This window comes from Microvirga sp. GN3, assembly GCF_055792825.1.
Window position 1 is genome coordinate 16,061 of sequence record NZ_JBVVAK010000079.1, and the last position, 21,278, is coordinate 37,338.

Here is a 21,278-nt window from a genome sequence, read left to right on the forward strand (position 1 = left end):
AAATGAGAAGGCCCCGTGCCTGCGCCGGGGCCTTCTTTCGATCCGAGTGGTCAGATGACGAAGAAGTCCTTGTAGGCCAGCTTGAGATTCTTGGAGAGTTGCGCGAATTCCACGGCCTCCTTGGAGCCCGACCCGTCGGCGTCGTAACTGAGAACGCCGGTCTTCTTGTTGTAGATGAGGTAGTCGTCCTTCTCTCGCGCCTTGGTGCCTGTGACGAAGAACTCCTTGTTCAGCTGCTTCGGGTTGGATGATGTCCCGTTTCCGAGCTTCTTGAAGACGGCGTTGTCGAGCCAGAAGCTGTCGAACGTGACGTTGAAATCCTTGACTGAGTCGAAGTTGTATGCGCGATCGGTCTTCGCCGTTCCCAACCTGGTATTGAAGACGAACGTGTCCCAGCCTGAATTGCCGTAAAGCGTATCGTTGCTGGCGCCACCATAGATGGTGTCATCGCCGGTGCTTCCGGAAATCCTGTCCTTTCCGGCATCGCCGTAGATCCGGTCATGGCCCGCCCCGCCATTGATAGAGTCGTTTCCGGAGCCACCATAGAGCCTGTCGTCCGCCCCACGGCCCATGATCACGTCATTGCCGCCCATTCCCTTGATGAAGTTGATGTTTTCATTGCCGAGAAGGTTTTCGGATCGTGACGAGCCGACACGGGTCTCGACTGGGATTGCAGGATTGCTGGGATTGCTGGGCGTGTTCGGATTGCCAGGATTATTGGGCAGGACGACACCCGGCTGCCACACCTCGCCGACGAGGCGACCGTCGGAGAACTGGATAATTTCGACGTTTTTCAGGGTGTCGGCACCCTCCGCGCTTGATACGGTGCGATCCGTGAGAGTGCCGTTGAGGGCATAGCTGGCTCGTGTGCCCGCATAGACCACGGTGTCGGTATCGCCTCCGCCGTCGATAATATCGTTGCCAAGCCCACCTTGGAAGGTGTCGTTTCCGAGCCCACCCGAAAGTTTGTTGGCTCCATCGTTGCCGATAATGAAGTTAGCGAGAGCGTTGCCTGTTCCGTTGATGGGTGCGACGCCCTGGAGGGTAAGATGCTCGACATTCGGACCGAGCACGTAGAAAATGGAGCTATAGACAGTATCCGTCCCGCCACCGTCGTTCTCGACGACGGTATCGCCCGAGTGATTGACGAAATACGTATCGTTCCCCAATCCACCCGTCATGAGGTCGGCGCCGGCCTGACCATCGAGAATGTTGTTGCCTGAATTGCCGGTCAGCACATTGGCCGAGGCGTTACCGATGGCGTTGATGTGGGCTGAGCCCAACAGAACAAGGTTTTCGACATCCTTCGAGAGCGTATAGCTGACGGTGCTGTTGACCGTGTCCGTGCCGCCGGCGCCCAGGTTCTCTTTCTCGATGATCGTGTCTCCGGCAGAGTCAACGAAATAGATGTCGTTGCCGTCTCCACCCTGAAGGATGTCGTCGCCAGCGCCTCCGTCGAGGGTATCGTTTCCGCCAAGGCCTTTGAGGTCATTGATGGCGGAATTGCCTGTCAGCTTGTTGGCAAGCTCGTTGCCTGTGCCGTTGATCGGTGCGAGTCCGATCAGCGTCAGATGTTCGACATTCGCTCCTAATGTAAACTTGACGGAGGCAACAACGTGGTCCTCACCTTCGCTCGCCTGTTCGATCACGACGTCGGTCGAATGGTTCACCGTGTAGACGTCGTTGCCGGCTAGACCCCTCATCTCATCGCCGCCATCGGTGCCTAGCACAAAGTCGTTGCCGACCGTGCCGACGACAGGATTGAGAAAGCCCGGAACGGACACGGATCCTGAATTCATGCCGTAAAACGTGTTGTTCTGCAGGAAGGTATTGGTCGGCCCGTTGTCGTCGTTCGTCGGCTCCTCCCGGACACCATAGCGGGCGTTGATGGCGCCGTCGGAGTAGATCTGGTTATTGATGATTTTCGTGTTGAGCGAATAGTAAGTCTGCTGGGAGTAATCGTCGTCGAAGCGCAGTCGAATATTGACCTCGTCATAAAGACCGTCGCCTTCTTGAGAGTTGTTGAAGATCCGGCTGCCGTCGACGGTCACATCCTTCGAGCCTTCGATCCTCACACCCTGTCGCTGGTTGCCAAAGATATCGGCGTCGGTGATCGTGATCTTCTCCGACAGCTTGACGAGTATGCCTTCCTTTCCGTTGTTGTAGTACGAACCGCCGATGATCTGGATGTCGGACACCCATGGGATGACCGTCGAACCGACCGGGGGGATATTCCCGCGCTGAATTGTGATGCCGGCACCCCCGGCGAGCTCACCGTTGAACATGTAGCGATAGCCATTATCATACGCGATATTTTCTCTCAGAATGAGATTCTTCGTCTCGTTCTGGATGTTGAATCCATGACGATCATTGTCATAGGAAGTGTTGTTTGCGTATTCTCCGCCGAAGACCGCATCCGCTACGAAGCCGTCGAGACCATTGTTGTGAGCAATGGAGTTCTTGACGATCATGTTGTACGTGATCTCGTGCGGGTTGATCCCGTAAGCCGTACAATTCATCACCTCGACGCCGTCGATCGTGATGTTGGTTTGTGTACGACCGGAATCATCTTCCTTGATACCGCAGATGAAGCCCGCCTGGTGACCCACATTGTTGGCGCGGTTGCCATCGATGACGAGGTTCGAGACTGTGACGTTGTCGACTGTCTCCAGTGCGGTGCGAACGATGCCGTTGAGTCTCGCGTTGAAGCCATCTTCGAGCTTGACGACCGTGTCGCGCACGCCTGAGCCGGTCAGCTCGACCCCGGAGAGAAGCTCGATGGCACCTTTCGAAGCGTTGTTCTTGTCGCCCGTGACAACCCAGGTTCCCGCGGCGAGCTGGACCGTCACCCGACCCGCGGAAGGGTCCGCCATATATTGCTGATGTGCTGCTTCGATGGCGGCCTTGATCTTCTCCACGTTGTCCGCCGCATTGGTCGTCGGGTTGGTCACCAAAATGGTCGGCATTATGAAAATCCTTACATGTTTGGAGATGCGCGAGCGAGGGCGTGCGTGAGCGCCATCGTCACCAGAGCGTCTCCAGTGCGCGCATTGCGAAAGCCGATTGTTCTTGAAATGGCCGCTAGCGGAGCGGCGTGGTTCAGATCTGCGTCGTTATTGATCTGAAGAAACGATGCTGCCGCAAGGGCAGGTTATCCATCCGGATCTTCGAGACGGGATCGGATTCCGTCTCGCTTGAAGTCATGAGCATCGGGGCGTTTTCCTCTGCGGTATCGGCCTGATTACTCAGAATTAAATAGGCATATCCGGCAAAGTGAAATGGATCTATTTTATACGCGCGAGGCAATTCGGAGTTAATGAATCGGGTGTCGTGAACAGCTGTAATGCTGTTGAAGTATAGACCTACCTCAAACGGGATGAAGCCTTTTTGATAGTATCCCTATACCTATATCGATAAGCCTGTGCACAAGCCTTCATTTGATGAGGTCGTAAAGCTGTCCTGAGCATTGGGCGACGAGGATCAGCAGAAGAATGCCGATGAGCCATAGCCAGGAACCGCTTCGCTGCGGTCCGGTTGCCGGTGGTTGCGGCATGTGAGGTCTGATGACCGGCGTCGGAGGAGTGGGCAGGCGCTCGATCAACTCGGCCGATGCGGCGGGAATGCTGCCGGCCATTCCGATGAACTTGAAGCTCACGGGAATGCCGCCGACGAATTCGATCTCGGCCGGCTGAACCATAGCCTCATGTTGAACCCACCAGTATTCCTTGCGATCATCCATCCTGCATCCTCTCAAAACCGAGCCGCTAGCCTTCCCTTGATCTCAACTTGATCTAGAAATCTAGAGCCAATAAAGCCAGCATGGTGAAACGTTGAGCAGGGTTTTCAGGAGATCCCATGAACGTTCTCGTAACAGGCGGGGCAGGATATATCGGGGGGCATATGGTTCTGGCCCTGCTCGATGCGGGCCACAAACCCATCGTGTTCGACAATCTGTCGACCGGTTTCCGCTGGTCGGTTCCGGACGGCGTACCTCTCGTCGTCGGCGATGTGGGCGATTACGAGCCGGTTCTGCGGACGCTTCAACTGCATCAGATTGATGCCATCGCCCATTTCGCCGCCAAGCTCGTGGTACCGGAATCCGTCTCCGATCCGCTGGGCTATTATCTGAACAACACCGTCAAGAGCCGCTCCCTCATGGCCGCGGCCGTTGCCGCTGGCATCAAGAAGTTCGTGTTCTCGTCCACGGCTGCCGTCTACGGCGACACCTCCGACAAGCCGATCGATGAGAACGCGCCCTTGGGTCCTCTGTCGCCTTACGGTAGCTCGAAGCAGCTGACCGAAGTGATGCTGCGGGACATCGCAGCAGCCCATGATATGCGCTACGTGGTCCTGCGCTATTTCAACGTCGCAGGCGCCGATCCGCTGATGCGCCATGGTCAGTCGACGGCGAATGCCACTCATCTGATCAAGGTGGCGGTTCAGACGGCGCTCGGCATGCGGTCCCACATGGAAGTCTTCGGCACGGATTATCCGACGCCAGACGGCACCTGTATCCGCGACTACATCCATGTGAGCGATCTGATCGCGGCTCACATGCAGGCCCTGGCCCATCTCGATAGTGGGGGTGAAAGCCTTATCATGAATTGCGGCTACGGGCACGGCTATTCCGTGTCCGAGGTCATCGAGACGGTGCGGCGGGTCTCGGGCAAGCCGGTGGATGCGCGGATCGGGCCGCGGCGCGCGGGCGATCCGGTGACCATCGTGGCGGATTCGACCCGCATCCGGTCCAAATTGGGATGGACCCCGCGTCATGACGATCTCGACACCATCGTGGAACACACCCTGCGGTGGGAGACGATGCTCCGGGAAAGAAATCTCAAGCTCTAAAGTCTGGTGGATCGCAGCCCGCCGCTAAGGGCGGGTTAAGAACCTCTGCCTCAAATGCTCGTCAGGCGCCGGCCGATTCCCGGCGCCGCTAGGCAGGCGAGTGGAGGGCAAAAGCATGGGCGAGGACAGAGGAGCGGGCGTCAACGGGATTCTGCTGCTGAACCGCCTGCTGCTGGCGGGCTGCTTTCTGCCGGCTGCCATTGGGCGCCTTTCGAATATTTCCGGGCTTGCCGCCACGCTGACCCTCAAGGGGATGCCCTATGGCGATGTGGTGGCGACCCTGATCGTCCTCGCCGAGGTGTTCGGGCCGCTGGCCCTGATCTTCGGATTCGCGCCGCGCCTGAGTGCCTCCGTTCTCATTGCTGCTTTGGTGGTGACGACCGGCACGATGCATCGCTTCTGGGATTATGGCGGCCTGAACCGCCAGGCCGAGCAGGCGATCTTCCTGTCCCATCTCGGGGTTCTGGCCAGTCTCCTCTTCTATGGCCTAGTGGGGCCAGGGGCCTGGAGCTGGCAGGGCTGGTGGAAAGGGCTGAGCGGCAAGGCAAAGCCCGCCAAGGGGAAAAAGAAGCAGCCGTCCCGCCCGCGTACTCCCAAACCCCGGCCTGCGCCAGCCCGTTCCATGGCGGATGAGGACGAACTGGCGGATGCGGCCTGAGATCCCCGACAAGGGTGCGATCTGTCTGGACACGACTCGCTTTCGCCTACAGGGTGCTGCCTTCATTCAGCCTCTTATCGAAGCCATAAACCATTGCTGCGCCGTGCTTTTGCGCACGGGCATCGATGATTTTTCCAGGTTAGCAGTGGCGTCATGCTCAATTCGTCTTCGCGTTGCATTCTCGGTCTGGCCCTAGCTCTCTCATGCGCTTCTCCCGCCATTGCCCAGCAGCCCCCCGATCCTCTGACGCGCTTCCTCGACGGCATCTTCAAAAAGCCGGGGACTCCTGCCACCAACGCTCCCCAGCAGCAGCCTGCACCGCAGGCGGTCCCCCAGCCGCCGGCGGCCCCGCGCGCTCAGGCGCAGCCGCAGCAGGCGCCTAAGCCGGCGGCGACGGTTCAGAAGCCTCAAACGCCGTCGCAGCGGACAGCCCAGCCGCGGCCTCAGCCCGCGCCTCAAACCGCAGCGAAGCCCGAGCCTCAGCCCCGCACGCCGACCTCCGAGAAGGTGGAAGCCAAGCCGGCTGCCTCCGAGCCTCAGAAGCCCGTGGCCGAGCCATCCGTGCAGGCGGCCGAGTCGGCTAAACCCGCCACACCGCCCCCGGCCAAGGTGGCGGAGCCGCCGAAGCCTGCCCGATCCACTCCGATTCAATCTGCGGCGCCCGCTCTGACCTCCGTCGCCGCGCCGTCCACCGCCCCGACGCCGACATCGCCGCCCGGGCCCCGCACGCCCGAAGAGGCGCTCGACCGGGTCAATGCCTATTTCAACAGCCTCGATGTGATGTCAGCCTATTTCGTGCAGAAGAACCCGAACGGCCAGCAGGCCGAGGGCACGCTCTCCATGCGCCGCCCGGGCCAGTTCCACTTCGCCTATGCCCCGCCGAGCACCCTCGAGGTGGTCTCCGACGGCCGCAACGTGGCGATCCGCGACAAGAAGCTCGGCACCAACGACGTCTATCCCGTCGGGCAGACGCCTCTGAAATTCCTGGTCCAGGACAATATCGATCTGTCCCGCGACACCAAGGTACGCGACGTGCAGGTAGGACGCGACGGCATCGTCACGGTCCGCTTCGACGACAGCGCGACGCTTGGCGGAACGTCCAAGATCACCCTGCGCTTCGACAGCCGAGCCAATGCGCTCAAGCAATGGACCATTGTCGATGCCCAGGGCTACGAAACCACCGTGACCCTGTCGGGCCTCAACGCGACCTATCGCCGGGACGCCAGGGCGACCCAATAAGGCTTCGGCCGGCTGTGCTCGTGGAAAGAGCCATTTTTTACCGATTGGGGCCTGGCGTGCTGAGGATTTCAGTCTAGAACACGGCCAGCGCGCTATGGGAGCGCGGCGCCCGAAATCCTTGGCAGGTGAGCATGGTCGATAAAGCAGCCCTTGGAGCCTATGCCGGTTACGTCCTCGAGGATGCGACCATCCCGGAACTGCCGAACCATTATCGCGGCAAGGTGCGCGACAATTACGACCTGCCGGACGGACGCCGCATCATCATCGCATCGGACCGCATCAGCGCCTTCGACCGCAACCTGGCGGCCATTCCCCTGAAAGGCCAGGTGCTGACGCAGACCGCCAAGTTCTGGTTCGAGGCGACGGCGGATATCTGCCCTAGCCATGTGATCGAATATCCGGACCCGAACGTGCTCATCGGCCGCAGGCTCACCATCCTCCCCGTGGAGATCGTGGTGCGCGACTATCTCGCCGGCACGACTGGCACGTCGATTCTGTCCCTCTACAAGGCCGGCCAGCGCGAGATGTACGGAATTCGTCTGCCGGACGGCATGCTCGACAACGAGAAGCTGCCGCAGACCATCATCACGCCGACCACCAAGGCCTTCGACGGCGGGCACGACGAACCCCTGACCGCGCAGGAGATCGTCGAGCGCGGACTTCTCACGCCTGAGCAGTGGAAGACGGTCTCCGATTACGCCCTCGCGCTCTTCGCGAAGGGCAGGGAGATGGCCCGCGAGCGAGGTCTCATCCTCGTCGACACCAAATACGAGTTCGGCATCGACGAGAGCGGGAAAATCATGATTGCCGACGAGATCCACACGCCGGACTCGAGCCGCTACTGGTTCCTGGACAGCTACCGGCAGCGCTTCGAAGCCGGCGAGAGGCCCGAGAGCTTCGACAAGGATTTCATCCGCACCTGGGTCGTCGCCCGCTGCGATCCCTACAAGGACGAGATTCCCGAGATCCCGCAGGACGTCGTGCTGGAGACCTCGCGCGTCTATATCGACGCCTTCGAGCGCATCACAGGCCAGACCTTTGCGTTGCCGCCGAAGGACGTGCCGGTGCTGGAGCGAGTGAGGGGGAATTTGAAGGCGTATTTTTGAAGTCGGTTGACGATCCGGCCTCATATCCGTATTTTGCGCCCATGATCACCGGTCGCCACAGCTTCGTGAACTATTTTACGCCGTCCCCATAGGGCGGCTCCGTTCGGTTGCGACCAGACGTTCGATGCCGCCGCTCTCCGGCGGCATCTTCATTTGGTGATCAGGTCTCCGGGCAGCGGCTCCCGCCAATCCCCAGGAGACGAGAAGATGAGCACCCCGAAATCAGACTTCCTGAAGACGCTTTCCGAGCGCGGCTTCATCCACCAATGCACGGACCTAGACACCCTCGATGAGCGCCTCTCGGCTGGTCCCGTCGCCGCCTACATCGGCTTCGATGCCACGGCTGACAGCCTGCATGTGGGCAGCCTCGTGCAGATCATGACTTTGCGTTGGCTGCAGAAATGCGGCCACAAGCCGGTCGTGCTCATTGGCGGCGGCACCACGCAGATCGGCGATCCGAGCTTCCGCGATGCGAGCCGACCATTGCTCGACGATGAGCAGATCGCCAAAAATGCCACGGGTCTGAAGCAGGTCTTCTCCCGTTACCTCACTTTCGGCGACGGGCCGACCGATGCGGTGATGGTGGACAATGCCGTCTGGCTCGATCCCTTACGCTACCTGCCATTCCTGCGCGATTTCGGCACCCATTTCACGATCAACCGGATGCTGAGCTTCGACAGCGTGCGCCAGCGGTTGGAGCGCGAGCAGCCGCTCACGCTGCTCGAGTTCAACTACATGGTACTTCAGGCCTTCGACTTCCTGGAACTGTCGCGCCATCATGCTTGCGTGCTGCAGATGGGCGGCTCGGACCAGTGGGGCAACATCGTCAACGGCATCGAGCTTGCGCGCCGCATCGACCAGCGCCAACTCTTCGGGCTGACGACTCCGTTGCTCACCACCTCCATCGGGGCCAAGATGGGCAAGACAGCCAGCGGCGCGGTGTGGCTCAATGCCGAGAAGCTCAGTGCTTACGAGTTCTGGCAGTTCTGGCGCAACACCGAGGATGACGATGTCGCCCGCTTCCTGCGCCTCTTCACGGAACTCCCGCTCGACGAGGTGCATCGCCTCGGCCAGTTGAAGGGCTCCGAGATCAATGAAGCAAAGCGCGTTCTCGCCAACGAGGCGACCCATCTCGCGCATGGAGAAGAGGCCGCACGGGATGTCGCCGACACCGCGCGCCGCGCCTTCGAGGAAGGAGAGAATGCCTCCGGGCTTCCAAGCATCGGTCTCTCAAGGTCCGAGTTGGACACCGGCGTCACCGTCGCGCAGCTTCTCGTCCTTGCGGGTCTTTCAAGCTCCAAGAGCGAGGCGCGCCGTCTGGTTCTCAACAGCGGCGCAAGGCTCAACGGCAATGTCGTGCAGGATGCGGATGCGCAGGTTGGCACGGTGGATCTCGCCGATGGGGCCCTGAAGCTGACCGCCGGCAAGAAGCGGCATGTACTGGTGGTTGTGAGCGATTGATACACGAAGCAGGAGCGGCGGCTCTAACGGGAGCCGCCGTTCTTCGTCGATTGTTGCTTCTGAAGAAACCGTGCAACTACCTTCGCCACATCCCGTGACCGCTCAAGCGGAAGCATGTGCGTTTCGTGCTTGAACAGTTGCAGGTACGCCGAAGGAATGAGCCGGGCCGTTTCTTCGAGAGCCGCGATATCGAAGAATGGGTCACGCGTCGCACCGACGATCAGGGTCGGCGCTGCGATGCGTGTCAGCCATGACGGATCGCCGCCGAAGTTCTCACCCGCAACGGCGTTGAGGCCGCGGACGATGACGGCAGGATCGTTCATCGTCTCATGCAGTCGCTGCCGCTCCTGCCTGAACCGCCAGCGGATCAACCAATTGAGCCAGGGGCGGCGGAAGACGAGACCGAACTCGTCGAGAAATCCGTCGAAGTCTCCGGCCCAGGCGCATGAGATCTGCCGGTCGATGCTGCGACGTCCCTTTGGGGAGAAGCGATGCGCGCTGACCATCAGGATCAGCCCCTTCACGAGATCGGGGTGATCCGCTGCGAGCCGCGCGGCCACGAAGCCACCGAAGGAGATGCCCATGACGGTTGCTGGACCGATCTCGTCCCGCAGAATCTGCGCGACATCCCGCACGATCGTCCTGATGCAATAATCGGCGGAAGGCGCCGGATCGTAGCCCAGCACATAGACTGTCCGGTCTTTGGGCAGCAGACGCGCAATGCGCTTGGCGTCCCTCTCGGCACGGGCAGGCGTCGGGCGTCTGACAAAGGCCTGACCGCCATTCAGGACGATAATGGGGACAGGGCCCGAGCCTGCTTTCACATAGGGAATTCTGTTGAGGAACAGACCCGTTTCGAATCTTGTCATGGTCGTATCGCCGGAGGGCAGCCGTTGCAGCGTCTGTGTCTGCTTTGAAGTGCTGCTCGAGGTTTTCGAAAAACATCTGCCTGAAAGGCCGTCGCTTTTTGTGCTTGAGCGACAGGGCGCGCCAACCACAGAGCTGGAGCGGTAGGAAAAGGCAGGAATGAGAGCCGACGGACACTGGAAGAGTGGCGGCGGCTGGCGGGCCGGGAGCAAATTCCTAGTGACTCTATTCCCTTTAGTCAACTGCCTGAAGCGCTTCCACGGCTTCGATGTGTGCCGAAGCACCGTCGAGTGCGCCGTGACGGCCTAAAAGGGAACGGACGGGCGGGGGCGCATGATGCGGGAGGCGCATTCATGACCGGCAGCCGATTTGCCTTTCCACCCTCGAACGAGGCGATTTTTCTGACCGATGGCGGCCTTGAGACGACGCTCGTCTTTCTCGAAGGCATGGACCTTCCCTGCTTCGCGGCGTTCCCGCTTCTGCGCAGCGAGGAGGGGAGGGCCAAGCTCGAACGCTATTTCGAGCCTTATATCCGCACCGCTATCGAACGGGATGTGGGCTTCATCCTCGACACGCCCACATGGCGGGCCAATACGGACTGGGCTGCGAAGCTCGACGTCTCACCCGAAGATCTCGCAGATGTGAACCGAGAGGCTGTACGCTGGGCATCCAGCCTTCGCGACAGGCTCTCAGACAACAATGAACGTGTCCTCGTCAATGGCGCCATCGGTCCCCGCGGCGACGGCTACAGGGCCGATGCGCAGATGTCGGCAGAGGAGGCGCAGGCCTACCATGCGCCGCAGGTCGAAGCCTTTCGCGAGGGCGGAGCGGACATGGTGAGCGCCGTCACCATGAACTATGCGGAAGAAGCCATCGGCATCGCGCGGGCGGCAGAGGCTCTCGGCTTGCCGGTGGTGATCTCGTTCACGGTGGAGACGGACGGCAAGCTGGCTTCCGGCGAGACGCTCCAATCCGCCATCGAGCGGACGGATCGCGAGACAGGCCATATTCCGGCCTATTACATGATCAACTGCGCGCACCCGACCCACTTCGATGGCATTTTGTCCGAGAAGGACGAATGGACCCGGCGTATCCGCGGGCTTCGCGCCAATGCATCAACAAAGAGCCATGCGGAACTCGACGAATCCACGGAACTCGATCCCGGCGATCCTATCGATCTTGCCCGACGCTACCGAGGCCTGCGTGAGCGCATGACGCAGCTCGCTGTGCTCGGCGGATGCTGCGGCACCGATCACCGTCACATCGCGGCGATCTGCGAGGCCTGCGTGCCGACGTCAAGCCGTTTGTCGTGATGAGCTGCCGCTTTCGCCCTTGTGCCGGTCCCAGGGCCAATGCCCTTCGATTTCGACTTCGAGCGAGAAGCTGAGGAAGGTTCGGATGAGGACGATGCCGCCGAGGATGAGGAGGCTCTGGAGGGTCGGCTCGATGGCCACCGTATTGATGATGTCGGCCGCGACGAGGAATTCGAGGCCGAGCAGAATGGCGCGCCCGACATTCGAGCGATAGAGGTTGAAGGCGGCCGATCCGGAGTGACCGCGTAAGATCTGCCAGAGGACCGCAACGCTCGATCCGAGGATTCCGAGGACGATGATGGCGGTCCCGCCGACCTCGATGGCGCGTGTCGTCACTTTGAGCGCCAAAAAATACCAATCGTCCATGAGCGGTCCTTCGCAAGTCTCATGGATATTGATTCATAGGACAGCTTGGCAATGCCTCCAGGGGAGGGCAGTGCTCGCGTGTAGATCAGGTGAAGCCGGGTTTGCTCGGCAGCCCCATGCGCTTGAACATCTTCACGACCGGGCATAGTCCCGTGAAGGATGCCTGTACCAGATGGGCGCCCAGGAGTCCGGTGAGCCAGAGCCAGTTGATGTTGACGGTAACGGCGAGCAGGACACTGACGATGATGAGCCCGCCGACGGTCAGAAGGATCGCACGTTCTACGGTCATGACCATGCCTCCAGCAGAAACTGGCCGATTTTATATCAAGCCTGGCAGGGATAAAAGAAAAAGGGCCGGCCAGATGGCCAACCCCTTTGAACTTATGCGAATCCCGTCAGTAGGCTGAAGATACCCGCATTTCATCTTCCACGTCGAACAGGCGCTGTCCCTGGAGCACGACCACGGGTGAGCCGACCGGCACACGGCTATGAAGGTCGATGATGTCCTGATTGAACAGACGGATGCAGCCGCTCGATACCGATTGGCCGATCGACCAGGGCTCGGTGGTGCCGTGAATGCGGTACATGGTATCGCGACCGCCGTCATAGAGATACAGGGCGCGCGCGCCGAGAGGATTGTCCAGGCCGCCCTGCATGCCGCCGGCCCACTTGGCATTGCGCTCGGGCTCGCGCCGGATCATCGCAGCAGTGGGCGTCCAGTTCGGCCACGTGGCCTTGCGGCCGACGCGGGCGCGACCACCCCAGGCCAGGCCTTCCTTGCCGACGCCGATGCCATAGCGGATGGCCCGACCGCCTTCACGCACGAGATAGAGATAGCGGGAGGCAGTGTCGACTACGATGGTGCCGGGCTCCTCGCGGCCATAATAGGCGACCTCGCGGCGCAGGAAGCGCGGATCGACCTCGGAGATGTCGGTGGCCGGCAGCGGATGTGCCTCGTCCGGACGGGCTCCGTACATGGCAGCATAGGCGGGATCGATGCGGCGTAAGGCTTGCTGCGGAGGCGCTTGTGTCGAGACACAGGCCGCCAAGGCCATCGGAAGAAGAAGCGTGGAGAAGCGAAGTACGTTTCGCAACGAGGGCAGGCTCGGGGCCGGTGCAGCAAACATCAGTGGGGTGACCTGTAGTTTCTGGTTTTTGGCTTCATTCGCCGACGTTTAGGAGCGACGGCATTACTTTCGAAGAGACATAGCCCCGGCGGTGACGACAAGGTGGATCTCGCATGGCAGAAATGTGGCAAAGGTCCAGTGTGGTTTGCAAGACACAGTATTTTGAACGTGTCGATCCAATCAGTTAGAAGTGAGTTAACTGTTTGGTGAGGGGCGTTAAGGTTCTTGTCTCACTTCAGCTGCGAACGAGCGGTTTTTCATGCAACGCGTACCCATTCAAATGCTCACGATCTGCGGCATCTCGGAACTGCCAGATCAGTGTGAGCGGTCCGTGACCCACGTTCTCTCGATTCTCGACCCGGATCATCCCGATCCGGAAGCGTTCGGGGCATACAACCCCCATCACAGAACGATCCTTCGCTTTCACGATATCATCCACCCGATCCCAGGCATGATCCTGCCCGCGCCAAAGGACGTGGAGGCCGTCCTTCGCTTCGGGGATGAGGTGGCAGAGAGACGGGCCGAGCACGCGGAGGGGCACCTGCTCGTCCATTGCCATATGGGCGTCTCGCGTTCGACCGCCGCGATGCTAACCCTCATGGCGCAGGCGAATCCGGATGAAAGCGAGGACAGGTTGTTCGAGCGGTTGGCGAATATCCGGCCCCAGGCTTGGCCGAACTCTCTCATGATCGACTTCGCGGACGAACTCCTGTCGCGCAACGGCCGTCTCACCGAGGCGCTGAGGCGGCATTATGGTCGTCAGATCCAACGCATGCCAAACTACGTGCAGCTGATGCACGATCTCGGCCGTGGCCGCGAGGTCGAGATGGCAGCTTGAAGGGCCGCCACTCGCTTATTGTTTAACGCGCCAAAGTCTTTCCCAGTGCGCCGAACTTCGCATCCGGTTTGACGGTGAGAGGTTCAGCGCCGTCGCTCGCCAGCTCTTCGATGATCGGGCAATGGGGACGCGCATCGCCATGACAATTCCTGGCGAGATGCTTCAGGGTCGAAGCCATCTCCTGCAATTCCCTGATCTTGCGCTCGAGCACGCCGACATGTTCGAGCGCGATGGCTTTCACATCCTTGCTTGCGCGCTCGCGATCCTGCCAGAGCGGCACGAGATCCGCGATTTGCTCGACCGAGAAGCCGAGGTCCCGCGAGCGACGGATGAAGCGCAGGGTATGCACATCATAATCCGAATAGACCCGGTATCCGGATTCCGTGCGGACGGTCTTCGGGATCAGCCCGATGGATTCGTAATAGCGGATCATCTTGGCCGAAACGCCAGAGGCCGTGGCTGCTTGTCCGATATTCATGCGACACCTTCGACGGTTTGAGAGTGAGTGACGGCCTGCGCCGATGCGATGGGAGCCTTGAAGCGGCGCAGACGCAGGGCATTGCCGAGAACGAAGACGCTGGAGAGCGCCATCGCGCCAGCCGCAAAGATCGGCGAGAGCAGAGTGCCGTTGACCGGATAGAGAGCGCCCGCAGCGACCGGGATCAGCAGCACGTTATAGGCGAAGGCCCAGAACAGGTTCTGCTGGATGTTGCGAATGGTCGCTTTCGAGAGGGCGACGGCATTGATCACACCGCGCACGTCGCCAGACATGAGCACCACGTCGGCGCTTTCGATGGCGATGTCCGTGCCCGTGCCGATGGCGATGCCGATATCGGCTTCGGCAAGCGCGGGCGCATCGTTGATGCCGTCGCCGACGAAGGCGATCCTGCCGTGCTCTTCGCGCAGGCGCTTCACGACCTCGACCTTGCCGTCGGGCAGAACTTCTGCCACCACCTCGTCGATTCCGATCCGCTTCGCGATGGCCTCGGCGGTCCTCCGGTTGTCGCCGGTGACCATGGCGACCTTCAGGCCGAGCGCGTGCAGAGCCGCGATGGCTTCTGGAGTCGAAGGCTTGATCGGATCGGCGACAGCGACGATGGCGGCAAGCTTGCCGTCGATGGCGGCATAGAGCGGGCTCTTGCCCTCGGCGCCCAGACGAGCCGCGGGATCGGCGAAGGCGGAGACGGTGAGACCGAGCTTCGCCATGAAACGGTCGGAGCCGACATCGACTTTCCTTCCCTCGATCAGTGCCGAGACGCCGAAGCCCGGTACAGCCTCGAAGCTGTCGGTGGCAGGCAGGGCGAGACCGCTCCGCTCGGCGGCCGCGACGATGGCCTGCGCGATCGGATGCTCCGAACGGCTTTCCACGGCCGCCAAGAGCCGCAAGGTGTCGGCCTCGGAAAATCCGGGAGCTGTCACGAAATCGGTCAGCTCGGGATGCCCCTGAGTCAGGGTGCCGGTCTTATCCAGGGCGACGACGCCGACCTCCTTCAGGCTTTGCAGGGCCTCTCCCTGGCGGAAGAGCACACCAAGCTCCGCCGCCCGGCCCGTGCCGACCATGATGGAGGTGGGGGTCGCCAGACCCATGGCGCAGGGGCAGGCGATGATCAGCACGGCGACCGCGTTCACCAGCGCGAAGGTGAGAGCCGGATCGGGACCGAGCGTGAGCCAGACCAGAAAGGTGAGGGCAGCCGCCGCCATCACGGCGGGGACGAACCAGGCCGTCACCCGGTCGACAAGGGCTTGGATCGGAAGCTTCGACCCCTGCGCCTGTTCGACCATCCGGATGATCTGGGCCAGAACCGTATCGGCGCCGATGCGAGTGGCCCGGAAGGTGAAGCTGCCATTCTTGTTGATGGTACCGCCTACCACTTCGCTACCTTGAGATTTCTGCACCGGAACCGGCTCGCCCGTGATCATGGATTCATCGACGAAGGAGGAGCCTTCCACCACTTCACCATCAACCGGAATCTTCTCACCGGGACGGACCTGGACGACATCGCCGGTCAGGACCTGATCCAGCGGGATCTCCAGAGCCTCGCCGTTCCGCAGCACGCGGGCGGTTTTTGCCTGGAGCCCCATGAGGCGCTTGATTGCCTCGGATGTACGACCCTTGGCCTTGGCTTCGAGATAGCGCCCCAGCAGGATCAGGGACACGATGACGGCTGCAGCCTCGTAATACACGTTCTCCATGCCGGCCGGCAGGAAGCCGGGCAGGAAGGTCGCCACCACGGAATAGGCATAGGCCGCACTCGTGCCGAGAACGACGAGCGAATTCATATCCGGCGCCCCACGCAAAAGGGTAGGAACGCCCTTCCGGAAGAAGCGCAGACCGGGGCCGAACAGGACGAGAGTGGTCAGGGCGAATTGCAGATACCAGCTATTGCGATGACCGAACGTTCCCATCACCCAGTCGTGAATGGTGGGGATGAAGTGGGCTCCCATCTCGATAACGAAGACCGGCAGGGTGAGGACCGTCGCGATCAGCACGGAGCGCCGGAGGCCAGCGATCTCGGCATCACGGGCTTCCCGTTCGCGGTCCGCCTGACCATCCTCCCGTTGGATCGCCTTTGCCGCGTAGCCCGTCTGCTCGACGGCGCCGATCAGGCGCTCCAGGATGTCCGCATTGCCGAGATAGCGGATGGAGGCGCGCTCGGTGGCAAGATTGACGAACGCATCCACCACGCCGGGAACGCGCTTGAGCGCCTTCTCAACCCGGTTGACGCAGGAAGCACAGGTCATGCCATCGATCTTCAGCTCGGTCGTCTTCTCAGACGGCTCGTAGCCCGCCGCCCGGATCGCCTCCGCAACTGCCGTAGGATCGGCTTCGGAAGAGGCGAACTCCACATGCGCCCGTTCGGTCGCCAGGTTGACGTTGGCTGCCGTGACGCCATCCACAGACCGAATCGCCTTCTCCACGCGACCGACGCAGGAGGCGCAGCTCATGCCCTGAATCGGAATGTCGATGCTGTCGATGGGGCTAAGCTTGCCGGCGGCCATGGTGAATCTCCTGATCCTCATATGGGATGCGGGTGTAATCCTTCCAATCATGGGAAGGTCAAGCCACCAGCAAAACTGTCTGTGAAACTCTTGGTTGGCTCGACCCTAAGCGCCCACCAAGGGGAACCAAGCTTGAGCCTGGGTCATTGATCCGACACGTTTGCCAATTAGGCGGCCAGACGGGCGGTGAGGGCAATTTCCCGCTTGTGCCGAATGACGCGGTGCTTTTACTTTTAACGACTGACGAGCCGGTGCTGACCTTTGAAGCATAGCGATAAACAGGGGCGAACCCTTCGGATCCTCACCTACAATGTCCATCGCTGGCTTGGCACGGACAGACAGATCTCACCGAACCGGATCGCGGAGGTTATTGCCTCCTGCGACCCGGACATTGTCGCGCTGCAGGAGGTCCGCGTCGGACGCGAGCGGGCAGGCGAGATCGACCAGGCGGCTGCCGTTGCGGCGAGGCTCGGGATGGATCTGCATTTTCAGCCCACGATCCGGATTCTGGGCGAGCAATACGGCATTGCTGTCCTGACCCGCCATTCTTCGAAAATCATCAGGTCCGGGCGCCTGCCCACACAATCGACGAGGCCGTCCTTCGAGAAGCGTAGCGCCCTCTGGGTCGCTGTCGAGATCGAAGGCCAGACCATCCAGGTCGTCAACGCTCACCTGTCTCTAAGGTCCGGAGAGCGGCGGACGCAGGCGGCGGCTCTGATCGGTCCGGATTGGGTCGGCCATCCCGATTGCGCCGATCCGGCCGTCCTGCTGGGCGATTTCAATGCTCCACCCTATTCACGCTCATACCGGCTGATCGCCAATCGGATGCAGGACGCTCAACTCGCCAATTCCTTTGGAGAGCCTCAGCCGACATTTCACACCCGGGCGCCCGTTCTGCGCCTCGATCATGTCTTCGTGACAAAATCCATCGAGGTGGTCGATGCCGGGCCCGTCCGGAACCCCTTGACCCGGGTGGCGTCGGATCATTTTCCGCTCTTGGCAGAACTCCGCGTCCGTAAGCGGCTCGGGGCCGCTACGACACGCCACGCGCGTGAGGGCGTGCTTCTCTGAAAGTCCTTGTTGCTGAATGAGTGAAATATTGTATCAAATAGTCTAATGTGCCTTGAATGCGCCATTGTGTGGCGTACTAATAACGCGTCTTGTTACGTTATAAATTTATATTCCCGGTGGCTAGGGGGCGCGGAACTGTGATGAAGCTGTACTACACCCCAGGAGCCACCTCCCTTGCACCGCGTATCATTGCTTTCGAGGCCGGCCTGGAGATCGAGTACGACAAGGTCGATCTGAAAACCAAAACCACAGCCTCCGGGCGTGACTTCATTCGGATCAACCCCAAGGGTCATGTTCCTGCCCTTGCATTGCAAAGTGGTGAAGTCCTGGCCGAAGTTCCCGTTATTCTGGAGTACCTTGCAGACCAAGCGCCATCGGCTCAGCTTCTTCCGAAGCTGGGTTCCTGGGAGCGTTATCGGGTTAGAGAATGGCTCGATTTCACGGGTGCAGAGCTTCATAAGGGCTTCGATCCCCTCTGGGAGGCCCCCATGCCCCCGAAGGCACGCCAATTGGCCGTGAATCGTCTCCAACGACGGCTCGCTTATCTGGATCAATGCCTGAGAGGCTGACTGAAAACTCCCGGAACGCATCCTGTGGCTGCATCCTGGCAGGAATAGGAAGCTTAATCAGGCCCAAACGGGACAGATTTTCACCGTTTCAGGTGCGGGGAGCGCCAGGAAGACACCTCGGTGGCAGCGGATAGCCGCATTTTGAGTCAGACTCTGAGAGGACGCCTCTATCTGGCAGGACAGCAATTCACCGTTGCCGATGCCTATTGCTTCACGGTTCTGAGCTGGGCTCGCTTCCACAGGATCGATTTATCGGACTATTCCACGGTCACAGAGTACATGCAGCGGATTTTCAATCGACAGATGGTCAAGCAGGCCCTGCTGGCTGAGGGACTGCCTGTTGCAGCTTGATTGAAGGCGCGAACGACAGTACTGCGGCCTTTTAAGGGGCCCAAAGCCCTTGCCATGACCCCTCAGGGCGGCTAGGCACCCGAGGCCATGCTTCCTGTTTCCGTTTTCATCATTGCCAAAAACGAGGCCGACCGGATCGGAGCGACGATCCGTGCGATCCGAGGGCTGACGGACGATCTCGTCGTGGTCGATTCTGGTTCGACGGATGGAACCCAGGCGGTAGCCCAGGACCTCGGCGCCCGGGTGATCTTCAATCCCTGGCCAGGCTACGGTCTCCAGAAGCGTTTCGCGGAGGAACAGTGCCGGCACGAATGGCTCTTGAACCTCGATGCAGACGAGGAGGTCTCGCCCGAACTGCTGGCCGAGATGCGTGCGCTGTTCGCTCATGGACAGCCTCCCTGCCAGGCCTATGGCATTCGGATTGCTGAAACATTCCCCGGAGAAAGTGCTCCTCACCCTCTGGCTTACCGGGTCGCGCCGGTCCGGCTCTATCGCCGGGATGCAGGCCGGTATTCGTCTTCGCTCGTCCATGACCGGGTCGACCTGAAGTCGGGAACCAGGATTGGCAAGCTGAAGGGACTCGTGCACCACCGGTCCGTGCGCTCCCTCGGCGACCAACTCGCCAAGCTCAACAGCTACACCGACCAGCAGGCCATCGACCTTGAGGTGAGGGGCATTTCGATCCCCACATGGCGGGTCTATTTCGAGTTTCCCGCGGCCTTCGTGAAGGCCTATTTCGGCCGGCTGCATTTCCTGCGCGGCACCTACGGTTTCCTGATCGCCATGAACTACGCCACGTGGCGACACCTACGTCTGGCAAAGCACTATGAGCGCAAGCGCCTGGGAGCTCTTGCGAAATCGAGCTCCCAGACGGAGCGGGCATAGGGAGCTGCCGGACCAGATCAGAGGGCCGCGATGACCTGGATCTCGAGCTTGTAATCCGGGTCGGCTAGTCTCGCCTCGACACAGGCGCGTGCCGGGGCCTGACCCGGAACGACCCAGGCGTCCCAAATTGCGTTCATCTCGTCATAGAAGGAGATGTCTGCCAGCCAGATCGTCGCCTGGAGCAGCTTGGCCTTGCCGCTGCCGATTTCGATGAGGGACTGTTCGATCTGCCCGAGAATATCCTGGGTCTGTTCCGTGACCGAGAGGCCCAGGGTCGTCTCGGGCACGTAGCCCGAGAAATAGGCCGTTCCATCATGGATCACGAGGTCGCTATAGCGTGCGGCTACGCCGATCCGCCTGATGTCCACCACGATACCGCTCCCCTTTGTCCGATCGCCGTTTCGGCTCCTACCACAGGTCGGGGCATGAGTGACAGCCGAAGGTCCTTGGACCGGCGGATGCCATGGGAAGCCGCGGGAAGTAAATGGCGAACACGGAGGCCGCCAAACCATGCCTCCCCGCGGTCCGCAGGTGCATCAAAAGGACCGGTAACTTAATGGTGATAAGTCTTCTGGCATCCACGTTCGTCCGCGAAAACCCGGTCAATCAGGTCGGGACGGCGCATGGCCCTTTTAGACGTCTGATGGCCCCTGCGCGCGTCCGCTTAAATCCCGTACCCCCGCACAGAGCCTACTTTGGACCGACTGTTGCAAGAGCGACAAAGCCAAATACTTTATCGGATTACTCTTTTCGAATTAGCCGTATCCTACTATTTTGCATGAGAATCGGGAGCGAGGTTCCTCATGGCAGGACTGGCATTAGCGGTTATCGCTTGGTTGGGCGGGTTAGTCGCACTTGCTGTACTTTGGCCCTACGGAGTTTTCGCGGCGCTTGCCGGGATCCCGATTGGTGGATCTTTAGCCGCGTTAGCAGCAGGCCTGTATCTTGCCTATCGACGCAGAGGGAAAGCAGAGGCCAGATTCCAACCTGAGCCTGAGATGCCGCGCGCGACAACCCACTAATGTGAAACGGAAGAGACCCAATTCCAGTAAAGCATGGGTGAACATCGTTGACGCATTACGTCAGCGACGGCCTTGCCCACTTCATCTGCATAGTTTCTCCACTTCGTTCCTCTCGCCGCTCTAATCCCATTCGTATTGAGACACATAGCGGTTGGTCTGAGAAAAACTGCGGTGAGGGCTATCAACTGCGAAACCAGCGGCATTCATCGCGGCAGCGATATCGAGCTGCTGGATCACGAACTTCCGCTTGCCCCGCCCCGACAGCGGGATCGATCTGACAACCTCTGGAATGAAGGACAACCCGCCAGCTGCCCGTTCCGTCACAAGCTTGACATACGAGTCAAGGGTGTGCGGCGGCGCCCCTTCCGCGAGCACCACCCGTATGAGAACCTCGCCGGGTGTTTGCTGTTCAAACTGGTAATCGGTCACAAATCTGAGGACATCGTCCGCCATAGCAAGGGATGTCGCTGGAATGAGATGGTTGTATCGCGACAGAAAGAAATCGTGAGCCCGTCTCGGTACGATATTCGCGACGCGAAGACGATAGCCATTGCGCC

At 60.5% G+C, this 21,278-nt stretch carries 21 protein-coding genes; 11 read left to right on the plus strand and 10 right to left on the minus strand.

Features of this window, described 5'->3' with window-relative positions; genetic code table 11:
- Positions 1 to 50: 50 nt before the first annotated feature.
- Together ACS5Q1_RS29280 and ACS5Q1_RS29285 are read right to left on the minus strand one after the other, a co-directional pair.
- Complete coding sequence (locus ACS5Q1_RS29280; protein WP_473101500.1) at positions 51 to 2,966, minus strand: hypothetical protein; 2,916 nt, start codon at positions 2,964 to 2,966, stop codon at positions 51 to 53.
- A 467-nt stretch (positions 2,967 to 3,433) separates the two neighbouring features.
- A complete protein-coding gene (locus tag ACS5Q1_RS29285; protein ID WP_473101501.1) occupies positions 3,434 to 3,739 on the minus strand; it encodes a hypothetical protein in 306 nt (101 codons plus the stop codon).
- Between the two features lie 116 nt (positions 3,740 to 3,855).
- Between ACS5Q1_RS29285 and galE the strand changes: the two genes are divergently transcribed.
- The 5 genes from galE to tyrS all read left to right on the plus strand — a co-directional run bounded on the left by galE (position 3,856) and on the right by tyrS (position 9,312).
- Positions 3,856 to 4,848, plus strand: coding sequence for a UDP-glucose 4-epimerase GalE (galE, locus tag ACS5Q1_RS29290; RefSeq protein ID WP_473101502.1), 993 nt, complete (start codon positions 3,856 to 3,858; stop codon positions 4,846 to 4,848).
- A gap of 115 nt (positions 4,849 to 4,963) precedes the next feature.
- Positions 4,964 to 5,506, plus strand: coding sequence for a DoxX family protein (locus ACS5Q1_RS29295; RefSeq protein ID WP_473101503.1), 543 nt, complete (start codon positions 4,964 to 4,966; stop codon positions 5,504 to 5,506).
- Positions 5,507 to 5,659: 153 nt separating this feature from the next.
- A complete protein-coding gene (locus ACS5Q1_RS29300; RefSeq protein ID WP_473101504.1) occupies positions 5,660 to 6,745 on the plus strand; it encodes a LolA family protein in 1,086 nt (361 codons plus the stop codon).
- 131 nt (positions 6,746 to 6,876) lie between these two features.
- Positions 6,877 to 7,851, plus strand: a complete 975-nt coding sequence (locus tag ACS5Q1_RS29305; RefSeq protein ID WP_473101506.1) for a phosphoribosylaminoimidazolesuccinocarboxamide synthase — start codon at positions 6,877 to 6,879, stop codon at positions 7,849 to 7,851.
- 207 nt (positions 7,852 to 8,058) lie between these two features.
- On the plus strand, positions 8,059 to 9,312 hold the full coding sequence (tyrS, locus tag ACS5Q1_RS29310) for a tyrosine--tRNA ligase (RefSeq protein ID WP_473101507.1): 1,254 nt from the start codon (positions 8,059 to 8,061) through the stop codon (positions 9,310 to 9,312).
- A 23-nt stretch (positions 9,313 to 9,335) separates the two neighbouring features.
- Here the strand turns inward: tyrS and ACS5Q1_RS29315 are convergent, their stop codons facing one another.
- Positions 9,336 to 10,181, minus strand: a complete 846-nt coding sequence (locus tag ACS5Q1_RS29315; protein WP_473101508.1) for an alpha/beta fold hydrolase — start codon at positions 10,179 to 10,181, stop codon at positions 9,336 to 9,338.
- A gap of 351 nt (positions 10,182 to 10,532) precedes the next feature.
- Between ACS5Q1_RS29315 and ACS5Q1_RS29320 the strand changes: the two genes are divergently transcribed.
- Positions 10,533 to 11,492, plus strand: a complete 960-nt coding sequence (locus ACS5Q1_RS29320) for a homocysteine S-methyltransferase family protein (protein WP_473101509.1) — start codon at positions 10,533 to 10,535, stop codon at positions 11,490 to 11,492.
- Here ACS5Q1_RS29320 and ACS5Q1_RS29325 read toward each other — a convergent pair.
- The 3 genes from ACS5Q1_RS29325 to ACS5Q1_RS29335 all read right to left on the minus strand — a co-directional run bounded on the left by ACS5Q1_RS29325 (position 11,475) and on the right by ACS5Q1_RS29335 (position 12,985).
- Positions 11,475 to 11,858 (minus strand): DUF1622 domain-containing protein, encoded by a 384-nt coding sequence (locus tag ACS5Q1_RS29325; RefSeq protein ID WP_473101510.1) that lies wholly within the window; start codon positions 11,856 to 11,858, stop codon positions 11,475 to 11,477. The two genes, ACS5Q1_RS29320 and ACS5Q1_RS29325, sit on opposite strands and share 18 nt — an antisense overlap.
- Positions 11,859 to 11,943: 85 nt before the next feature.
- Positions 11,944 to 12,147, minus strand: a complete 204-nt coding sequence (locus ACS5Q1_RS29330) for a YgaP family membrane protein (RefSeq protein WP_473101511.1) — start codon at positions 12,145 to 12,147, stop codon at positions 11,944 to 11,946.
- A 106-nt stretch (positions 12,148 to 12,253) separates the two neighbouring features.
- Complete coding sequence (locus ACS5Q1_RS29335) at positions 12,254 to 12,985, minus strand: L,D-transpeptidase (RefSeq protein WP_473101512.1); 732 nt, start codon at positions 12,983 to 12,985, stop codon at positions 12,254 to 12,256.
- 259 nt (positions 12,986 to 13,244) lie between these two features.
- Between ACS5Q1_RS29335 and ACS5Q1_RS29340 the strand changes: the two genes are divergently transcribed.
- The gene (locus tag ACS5Q1_RS29340; protein WP_473101513.1) at positions 13,245 to 13,823 is read left to right on the plus strand and encodes a tyrosine phosphatase family protein; all 579 of its coding nucleotides are present in this window, start codon (positions 13,245 to 13,247) and stop codon (positions 13,821 to 13,823) included.
- 22 nt (positions 13,824 to 13,845) lie between these two features.
- On the opposite strand, the gene cueR is transcribed toward ACS5Q1_RS29340, so the two are convergent.
- Positions 13,846 to 14,301 carry a Cu(I)-responsive transcriptional regulator gene (gene cueR, locus ACS5Q1_RS29345; RefSeq protein ID WP_473101514.1) on the minus strand — a complete coding sequence of 152 codons (456 nt, stop codon included), beginning with the start codon at positions 14,299 to 14,301 and terminating at the stop codon, positions 13,846 to 13,848.
- Positions 14,298 to 16,823, minus strand: a complete 2,526-nt coding sequence (locus tag ACS5Q1_RS29350) for a heavy metal translocating P-type ATPase (RefSeq protein WP_473101515.1) — start codon at positions 16,821 to 16,823, stop codon at positions 14,298 to 14,300. The genes cueR and ACS5Q1_RS29350 overlap by 4 nt, the downstream gene beginning before the upstream one ends.
- A 261-nt stretch (positions 16,824 to 17,084) precedes the next feature.
- Between ACS5Q1_RS29350 and ACS5Q1_RS29355 the strand changes: the two genes are divergently transcribed.
- The 4 genes from ACS5Q1_RS29355 (at position 17,085) to ACS5Q1_RS29370 (ending at position 19,699) form a co-directional block, all read left to right on the plus strand.
- Positions 17,085 to 17,894, plus strand: coding sequence for an endonuclease/exonuclease/phosphatase family protein (locus ACS5Q1_RS29355; protein WP_473101516.1), 810 nt, complete (start codon positions 17,085 to 17,087; stop codon positions 17,892 to 17,894).
- A gap of 140 nt (positions 17,895 to 18,034) precedes the next feature.
- Positions 18,035 to 18,463 carry a glutathione S-transferase N-terminal domain-containing protein gene (locus ACS5Q1_RS29360; protein ID WP_473101517.1) on the plus strand — a complete coding sequence of 143 codons (429 nt, stop codon included), beginning with the start codon at positions 18,035 to 18,037 and terminating at the stop codon, positions 18,461 to 18,463.
- Between the two features lie 120 nt (positions 18,464 to 18,583).
- The gene (locus tag ACS5Q1_RS29365; RefSeq protein ID WP_473101518.1) at positions 18,584 to 18,814 is read left to right on the plus strand and encodes a glutathione binding-like protein; all 231 of its coding nucleotides are present in this window, start codon (positions 18,584 to 18,586) and stop codon (positions 18,812 to 18,814) included.
- An 87-nt stretch (positions 18,815 to 18,901) separates the two neighbouring features.
- Positions 18,902 to 19,699 (plus strand): glycosyltransferase family 2 protein, encoded by a 798-nt coding sequence (locus tag ACS5Q1_RS29370; RefSeq protein WP_473101519.1) that lies wholly within the window; start codon positions 18,902 to 18,904, stop codon positions 19,697 to 19,699.
- Between the two features lie 17 nt (positions 19,700 to 19,716).
- Here ACS5Q1_RS29370 and ACS5Q1_RS29375 read toward each other — a convergent pair whose 3' ends face one another.
- Both ACS5Q1_RS29375 and ACS5Q1_RS29380 read right to left on the minus strand, forming a co-directional pair.
- Positions 19,717 to 20,070: a RidA family protein gene (locus ACS5Q1_RS29375; RefSeq protein WP_473101520.1), complete on the minus strand. Its 354-nt coding sequence runs from the start codon at positions 20,068 to 20,070 to the stop codon at positions 19,717 to 19,719.
- A 771-nt stretch (positions 20,071 to 20,841) separates the two neighbouring features.
- Positions 20,842 to 21,278: hypothetical protein (locus ACS5Q1_RS29380; RefSeq protein WP_473101521.1), on the minus strand; the 437-nt coding region annotated here is incomplete at its 5' end.

Excerpts from the sequence above, each read along its gene's own strand:
- ACS5Q1_RS29360 (WP_473101517.1), top strand. The coding sequence starts at position 18,035 with ATGAAGCTGTACTACACCCCAGGAGCCACCTCCCTTGCACCGCGTATC.
- ACS5Q1_RS29320 (WP_473101509.1), top strand. The coding sequence starts at position 10,533 with ATGACCGGCAGCCGATTTGCCTTTCCACCCTCGAACGAGGCGATTTTT.
- cueR (WP_473101514.1), bottom strand. The coding sequence starts at position 14,301 with ATGAATATCGGACAAGCAGCCACGGCCTCTGGCGTTTCGGCCAAGATG.
- ACS5Q1_RS29350 (WP_473101515.1), bottom strand. The coding sequence starts at position 16,823 with ATGGCCGCCGGCAAGCTTAGCCCCATCGACAGCATCGACATTCCGATT.
- ACS5Q1_RS29325 (WP_473101510.1), bottom strand. The coding sequence starts at position 11,858 with ATGGACGATTGGTATTTTTTGGCGCTCAAAGTGACGACACGCGCCATC.
- ACS5Q1_RS29335 (WP_473101512.1), bottom strand. The coding sequence starts at position 12,985 with ATGTTTGCTGCACCGGCCCCGAGCCTGCCCTCGTTGCGAAACGTACTT.
- ACS5Q1_RS29280 (WP_473101500.1), bottom strand. The coding sequence starts at position 2,966 with ATGCCGACCATTTTGGTGACCAACCCGACGACCAATGCGGCGGACAAC.
- ACS5Q1_RS29300 (WP_473101504.1), top strand. The coding sequence starts at position 5,660 with ATGCTCAATTCGTCTTCGCGTTGCATTCTCGGTCTGGCCCTAGCTCTC.
- ACS5Q1_RS29370 (WP_473101519.1), top strand. The coding sequence starts at position 18,902 with ATGCTTCCTGTTTCCGTTTTCATCATTGCCAAAAACGAGGCCGACCGG.
- ACS5Q1_RS29295 (WP_473101503.1), top strand. The coding sequence starts at position 4,964 with ATGGGCGAGGACAGAGGAGCGGGCGTCAACGGGATTCTGCTGCTGAAC.
- ACS5Q1_RS29330 (WP_473101511.1), bottom strand. The coding sequence starts at position 12,147 with ATGACCGTAGAACGTGCGATCCTTCTGACCGTCGGCGGGCTCATCATC.
- ACS5Q1_RS29315 (WP_473101508.1), bottom strand. The coding sequence starts at position 10,181 with ATGACAAGATTCGAAACGGGTCTGTTCCTCAACAGAATTCCCTATGTG.
- ACS5Q1_RS29340 (WP_473101513.1), top strand. The coding sequence starts at position 13,245 with ATGCAACGCGTACCCATTCAAATGCTCACGATCTGCGGCATCTCGGAA.
- ACS5Q1_RS29285 (WP_473101501.1), bottom strand. The coding sequence starts at position 3,739 with ATGGATGATCGCAAGGAATACTGGTGGGTTCAACATGAGGCTATGGTT.
- tyrS (WP_473101507.1), top strand. The coding sequence starts at position 8,059 with ATGAGCACCCCGAAATCAGACTTCCTGAAGACGCTTTCCGAGCGCGGC.
- galE (WP_473101502.1), top strand. The coding sequence starts at position 3,856 with ATGAACGTTCTCGTAACAGGCGGGGCAGGATATATCGGGGGGCATATG.
- ACS5Q1_RS29305 (WP_473101506.1), top strand. The coding sequence starts at position 6,877 with ATGGTCGATAAAGCAGCCCTTGGAGCCTATGCCGGTTACGTCCTCGAG.